Here is a 6,137-nt window from a genome sequence, read left to right on the forward strand (position 1 = left end):
TTCGTTCGAGCGTTCCTTCCTGACAAGCGGTCCTCCAGGAATGGATTCGGAGTGGGCAAGGAGTAGAAAATCAGTTGATTTTCGCTTCGCCTGTTTACCCCCGGACAGTTGAGTAGGTATCAAATAAGTCATTAAGACGCAAATTGGGGCCACTCAACCACTGCACTTTTAATTATAACCGATGACTGTATAGAATTTAAAAAGATATTGCCCAGCCTAAAACACTATTACGTTTAATCGCGTCACTATAGCTAATCTTAACCGCTAAATACGTTTTGCCTGTATCTTGATTCCCTACTAATACCACGTTCTTTGCTTCGTTATAAAGGATGACTCAATAATCGATCTTATTTGCTCCTCTTCAATACTCGGCTGAAACGTGAAGTCATAATTGTCTATGGTCTTTAAGTAAGGGAAAGCAGCGACTTTAACATTATACAAACGGTTATTTTCTATCAGAAGTGGCTCAATTTTAAATTGCGAAATGGCTCACTTTTAAGTTAACATATACACCCGTCTTCATTATACAAAAATAAGAGACACCGAACTATGCTATACCGCTAAAACATGGTTCTATGTCTTTAGTGTTGCGTTTTTACGTTATCCGATTATATATATAATCGTCTTGAGAGTAACTCAAATAGGGTTTAGGGTTTGTCTCTAATCTGAAAGCCCCTTGAGTAGCTTAAAAAATCACTGACAGTGAACCGACCCCAAAAGTTAGATTTTTGGTCCAACTTTTTGGTGGCACTACACTCTTGTCTTATTGATAGTTTAATGATAGAATTATGATAATTAAAAAAGGAGGTCTTCTTATGAATATTCGTCCTGTTTCAGATCTAAGAAATAAATTTCCTGAAGTCGAAGAAGAAGTTATTGAATCTGGACGTCCTGTCTTTTTAACTAAAAATGGCTACGGCACGATGGTATTAATGAGCATCGATCAATACGAATCTATGACCCAAGATATTGAAAGCAAACTTGATGAAGCAGATCACTTAGCAGCTTCCACAGAGATAAGGTATAGCCTCGATGAGGTGATTGAACGAGTCAAGGAGCGCATTAATCAGCATGGCTAACTATCAAATTCGTATTCTTCCAAGCTTTGAGGAAGATTTAAATCAAATTGTCGATTATATTGCTTTAACGCTGTCCAATCCATCGGCAGCAATGAAATTTGTAGAAAATGTTCATAAAGCAATTGAGGAGCGATCTAACTATCCTCTTAGCTTCCAACCTTTCTTAAGTCAAAAAAAGAGAAAACATCCGTATTACATCATCCGAGTTGGAAACTACTCTATTTTCTATGTGGTGATTGATTCCGTCATGGAAATCCGCCGTATACTTTACAGCAAACGACACCTAGATTCTCATATATAAAAGATAAAGCTCCTATCGCCATGATAAGAGCTTTTTTCATTAGCTTGTGACCTCAATGTTTGATAAGGCTCGTTTATAAATCTTGAAACAGTTCTGCATTCTTCTCAACAATTCTGCATTATAAAAGTCAACTTAAAAATCCCGATTTATCTCACTTAAGATTCCACACTTTTTCGTGGGGATAGTTTGTCTTTAATTCGATAAGAAGGCCCTATTATATTAATGAAATAAGAATGATGTAAAATACGATCGATAATCGCCTTTGTTAACATCTCGTCTTGTCCCATAATGGTATGGCTAATTATCGAAAGTTAAGTTACTCGGGAAGATCGTGGAGCGCTTTGTATATCGCATATCGATCAATTGAAAGAATAACTTGGCTTCAAGAGAACTTATTTCATTAAATCCTACTTCATCAATCACAAGTAACTTATATTTGAAGAATAATTTTATTATTCGTTCGAGCGTTCCTTCCTGACAAGCGGTCCTCAAGGAATGGATTGGGAGTGCGCAAGAAGTAGAAAATCAGTTGATTTTCGATTCGTCTGTTTACCACCGAACAGTTGGGAGTAGACCAGAAGTACAAAATTGAATAATTTTCCTTCGTCGGCCTACCCCCGCACAGTTGAGTAGGTCTCAAACAAGTCTTTAAGACGCAGGTTGAGACCACTCAACCACTGCGATTGAGGCCACTCAACCCTGCACTTTAAATTAATATGAAAGTTACTCCGAACTACTCTAGTGTAATACGCTAATCGATATTTTTATGAATACTGATTGTATAATATTGTTTAGGATCTTGTTTTGAATTTCCACGCCAATAAGATGAAGATCCACTTGATTCTTTCGCAATGCGTTCAACATTATAGAATTCAGCAATCACTTTATCAATATACTCGTTTGAATAAATGTCAGCATAAGTAACCATCCAAGCTTTGGAACATAAATTAGAAAAGGAATTAGCATCTTATTCTATTGCAAATCTTACTTTAATCATAATTGTCCTTCTTTATTTTTTATCAGTAAATGACTTATTGCCATTATCTTCAACTGGGACTCCCCCTTTAACAAAAAGCTTCATCATTTTCCCTTGTCATCAACACTACACACCCCACATGTGTCGTTACTAAGAATTTGATTGATTTTGGAATGTTGGTTTAAAAGTATTAATAGCAAAGAAAAATTATCGCAATAAAGGATATGACGAAAATTCTTCTCCATAAATTATTTCTCTTAATTTTGTAGAATTGATAATATCAGTCATTTTATTATATATTTCTTCAGTTTTATAATATGCTTCAATAGCATCCTCTTCAGAATATACTTCACCTCTATGAACTATATTGTTTCGTTTTTGATATATTTTGTCAATATACTCAAATAGAACGTTTTCTTTATCCATATCCATTTTATTTCTAAATTCAAACTTATATCCAACCGCTTCAATATACTTTGCTAGGTGGTCGTTCATCCAATTTTTATATCCCGCATTAAAAATATTCTCAATCTCTGATTCTTTCTTATTTCCTTTATTTAATAGAATTTGACGTAATACTACAGAAAAAAATATCTCGATTGATGTTTGTACGCTAATAATAGTATTATTAAATTTTCCTGTATTTAACTCTTTATACGCTTGTCTAAGAAATAATACCGATAGAATAAATGGATTCAGTTTATGCCCATTAATTTGATCCAAAAAAGCTAACCTATCTTCACCAATTAGATATTTAGGCTCTAATAAGTCATCTTTACAATAAAAATTCGTCATTGCAAACACATCTATCATTTTATCTTTAAAATTTTTACTTCTAATACATCGAGTTGGAATTATTATCGGTATATCCATTCTTGATATCCTATACACTACCAAAGAATGTTTATATGCTATGAAAATATCTATTATATAATTAATAACTTCTATTGCTATATCCACGTATTCATGTGCTAACGACTCTGACTCGCTCTTGGAAATATGTTTATTCATAAAAAATACGATTTCTACATTCGATTTATAATTCTTTAATAAAACAGTTGTATTATTTCTATAAGTATAATCATGGATTACATGCTCTGTACATATTCCTACTAAACGATTTTGATAATAAAAAGTATATGTATCTTTTTCTCTAAAAGGAATCGCAAATGGTAATTCAATAAATACGGTAATGAATCCATTAGCATTATCTTCATATTTTAAATTTCTTTTCATTTCTTTGTAAATATTATAATTAAATATCCAGCACATACCTTGCTTCCTACTTTCTTAAGTCCACCAACTACCCAAATAACCAGAATATTTATCTTTCAAAAAATTCATCTTAGCTTCACTATCTTTATGATGTTCCCTTTTTCCTAATAACTCATCATCTGTTGATACAGTAGGATCTATCCAATCCGCTTTATCAAGAACCCATTTCACATATTCATTACCAATTTTTCCATTTTTTGCTAGTACATTTGCAAACACTCTAATTTCCTCGGCTAATCTATAATCTTCCATTGTATTTAAGAGTTGGATTGTTTTCTTTTTTTCATTTTTAACTCGATTCTTATATTCTTCTTGAATTCTTTGTTGTTCTTCCCTCTGTCGTTGTTGTTCCTCAAGTTCTTCTCTTCTTGATTTAATGAAAACATATGATTCATAAAAAATTATGAGAATTTCTGGCAACATTTCTTCCAAACCTTGATCTTTTTTATCTTTTATATATGCTCCTGTTGACATTTTAATTCGAAATTTCCCATTATAAACATAATCATATTTTCTTATGTTAGGTTTCGAGGCGTATCCACCATGTTTCTTACTATCTTCATATTCTATTAATCTTTTGGCTTCTTCTTTTGTAAGTTCATGTTTAATTTTATCTGTGCTTTCAATAATTTCAAAAGGGACAGTATCATCTCCAATTAATACACAAAAATCATCCGTTACTGTCTCTCCAATTTTTTCAAATATTCCAACTAACATATCAAGTAATTTATATAAACGAGGCAAATTTTCCTTTGAAACTTCATCAATAAACTTTGGTTTCTGCATATCATTTCTTTCATATCGGGGATCAAAATAATTTCTTTTAGAATTTTTTACTTTTGTATTCCACAAAGCAACTTGTTTTTTATAATTACTAACCTTCTTATGAAGTCTTTTATTTTCGTATATTCTATCGCTGCTAATAGCGCTAATTATTTTTTCAATTTTTTCTTTTTCAATCATTGATAATTTTTGTTCAATAATATTTTTATCAATGTCAATAGGCAATTCCGTACATTCTTCTTTAAAGGGTACATTAACTTCATGTAATTTTTGGTTATGATTATTTTTCTTAACTTTACTTTTATTCTTCTTAAATGGAATGGTAACCTCACTATTCTCAGATTCAGTTAATGGCACTATTAACTGACTAACATCCTGACCGGTTCTTAGAGTCACCCAATATTTACTACCTGGAATTGGAATATCGTTCTCCTTACATATATTTAGTAACTTGGGATAATCTAAATTATATTTTTCAGCAACCCGTTTTGCACTAATTTCCCAAATTTCATGATAAAGCTTTTCTCTACTCATGGTCATCATCAGAAATACCCTCCCCATCTAATTCTATATTCAATATTTTATTTTCATCTTCAAATTCATGTAGCGAAAACGCATACTCAAAAATCTTTAATTCTCTGCTTCCTCGTTTTCGCTTAATATAAAAAGTAAATCTTGTTTAAACTTTCTATATTCTTCAATAATAGTATCCAAACTTTTTTCTATGTTTTGTACATGTATTTCTGAAATTCTTCCATATTTATAAGCAATTAATCTTTCAGCAATTATGTGATAAGACCAACTCTCACTAAATCTCCTATCTTGTTCTTCATTGTGCACAGCAAAACCAATCGGTAATAGATTATTTCTCATTCCTAATCCAACTGCATTAGATGAGATACCCAAATAATCTCCTGCTATTTTCAAAGTAACTTTTTTACAATTTCGTATTTCTTCATCGGTATACTTTGGCATTTAATCTCCTCCAATCAAATTAATTATGTTTTCATCTTTATTATATATTAAAAAAGAGTCAAAGAACTATGTCTTAAATTTACATAATCTTTGCCCCTCTTATTTTTCAAACGTTATAACTTTTTCACTCTTCAACGTGATTTCTACTAATTCATCTTTAATTAGTATTTGTTCAACTATCTTCGTAACAAGACTTTCTTCGTACTCTTCTAGTTTCGTATGTTGTGTTTTTAGGTAAGACTTGATATCGGCCAATCTTCTTCGCTTTTCTTGGTTAACTACATATTCAATTAACATTTTTTCTTTCTTGGTGCGTAATTCAAAAATCTTATCCGCTATCTTATCATAATCATTATCTTGGTTTGCCGCTAAGATTAAGTTTTCTTGCAAATTTCGCAATTTATCGTTTAATCTTTCAACCTTATCATCATAATCGTCCACTAATATTTTACTGATAATCGATTTCATTATTTTTATATAACTTACTTTTTCATCAATCATCTGGTTTAACGCATCAAGGACAATTTGATGTAATTCTTCCCAGTTGACTTCAACCTCTTAATGCTCCTTTTCAAGTATAAGAGTTACAACAAGATTAACTCAATTGTTTTTGTAACTGGTGAAAGTTACGTGCAACAAATTGGATAATCTTATTGTAACTTTTATGAGTCCTTCTTTTTGGCACTACAGCGTGTTTTATTCTCTTTATATTGATTGTAGTATTCCTGAATATTACCACTATTTTTAA

At 31.5% G+C, this 6,137-nt stretch carries 10 protein-coding genes; 2 read left to right on the forward strand and 8 right to left on the reverse strand.

What is annotated here, in order from left to right:
* Positions 1 to 297: 297 nt before the first annotated feature.
* Positions 298 to 441: an ATP-binding protein gene (locus HMPREF2811_RS11905; protein ID WP_168164945.1), complete on the reverse strand. Its 144-nt coding sequence runs from the start codon at positions 439 to 441 to the stop codon at positions 298 to 300.
* A 374-nt stretch (positions 442 to 815) separates the two neighbouring features.
* On the opposite strand from HMPREF2811_RS11905, the gene HMPREF2811_RS05255 reads away from it, so the two are divergent.
* On the forward strand, positions 816 to 1,079 hold the full coding sequence (locus tag HMPREF2811_RS05255) for a type II toxin-antitoxin system Phd/YefM family antitoxin (RefSeq protein WP_071408407.1): 264 nt from the start codon (positions 816 to 818) through the stop codon (positions 1,077 to 1,079).
* The gene (locus HMPREF2811_RS05260) at positions 1,066 to 1,380 is read left to right on the forward strand and encodes a type II toxin-antitoxin system RelE/ParE family toxin (protein WP_210386548.1); all 315 of its coding nucleotides are present in this window, start codon (positions 1,066 to 1,068) and stop codon (positions 1,378 to 1,380) included. The genes HMPREF2811_RS05255 and HMPREF2811_RS05260 overlap by 14 nt, the downstream gene beginning before the upstream one ends.
* Before the next feature lie 155 nt (positions 1,381 to 1,535).
* Here HMPREF2811_RS05260 and HMPREF2811_RS11910 read toward each other — a convergent pair whose 3' ends face one another.
* From HMPREF2811_RS11910 to HMPREF2811_RS05280, 7 genes are all read right to left on the reverse strand, one after another.
* Positions 1,536 to 1,667, reverse strand: coding sequence for an ATP-binding protein (locus tag HMPREF2811_RS11910; protein WP_371441401.1), 132 nt, complete (start codon positions 1,665 to 1,667; stop codon positions 1,536 to 1,538).
* A 10-nt stretch (positions 1,668 to 1,677) separates the two neighbouring features.
* Complete coding sequence (locus HMPREF2811_RS11915) at positions 1,678 to 1,872, reverse strand: ATP-binding protein (RefSeq protein ID WP_168164946.1); 195 nt, start codon at positions 1,870 to 1,872, stop codon at positions 1,678 to 1,680.
* 259 nt (positions 1,873 to 2,131) lie between these two features.
* The gene (locus HMPREF2811_RS11840; RefSeq protein ID WP_256388702.1) at positions 2,132 to 2,263 is read right to left on the reverse strand and encodes a hypothetical protein; all 132 of its coding nucleotides are present in this window, start codon (positions 2,261 to 2,263) and stop codon (positions 2,132 to 2,134) included.
* Positions 2,264 to 2,563: 300 nt separating this feature from the next.
* Positions 2,564 to 3,628 (reverse strand): hypothetical protein, encoded by a 1,065-nt coding sequence (locus tag HMPREF2811_RS05265; RefSeq protein ID WP_071408409.1) that lies wholly within the window; start codon positions 3,626 to 3,628, stop codon positions 2,564 to 2,566.
* An 18-nt stretch (positions 3,629 to 3,646) separates the two neighbouring features.
* A complete protein-coding gene (locus tag HMPREF2811_RS05270) occupies positions 3,647 to 4,957 on the reverse strand; it encodes a hypothetical protein (RefSeq protein ID WP_084801956.1) in 1,311 nt (436 codons plus the stop codon).
* A gap of 87 nt (positions 4,958 to 5,044) precedes the next feature.
* Complete coding sequence (locus HMPREF2811_RS05275; RefSeq protein WP_071408411.1) at positions 5,045 to 5,389, reverse strand: hypothetical protein; 345 nt, start codon at positions 5,387 to 5,389, stop codon at positions 5,045 to 5,047.
* A gap of 99 nt (positions 5,390 to 5,488) precedes the next feature.
* The gene (locus tag HMPREF2811_RS05280; protein ID WP_071408412.1) at positions 5,489 to 5,890 is read right to left on the reverse strand and encodes a hypothetical protein; all 402 of its coding nucleotides are present in this window, start codon (positions 5,888 to 5,890) and stop codon (positions 5,489 to 5,491) included.
* Positions 5,891 to 6,137 lie beyond the last annotated feature (247 nt).

The organism is Globicatella sp. HMSC072A10, from assembly GCF_001811625.1.
Classification (GTDB): domain Bacteria; phylum Bacillota; class Bacilli; order Lactobacillales; family Aerococcaceae; genus Globicatella; species Globicatella sanguinis.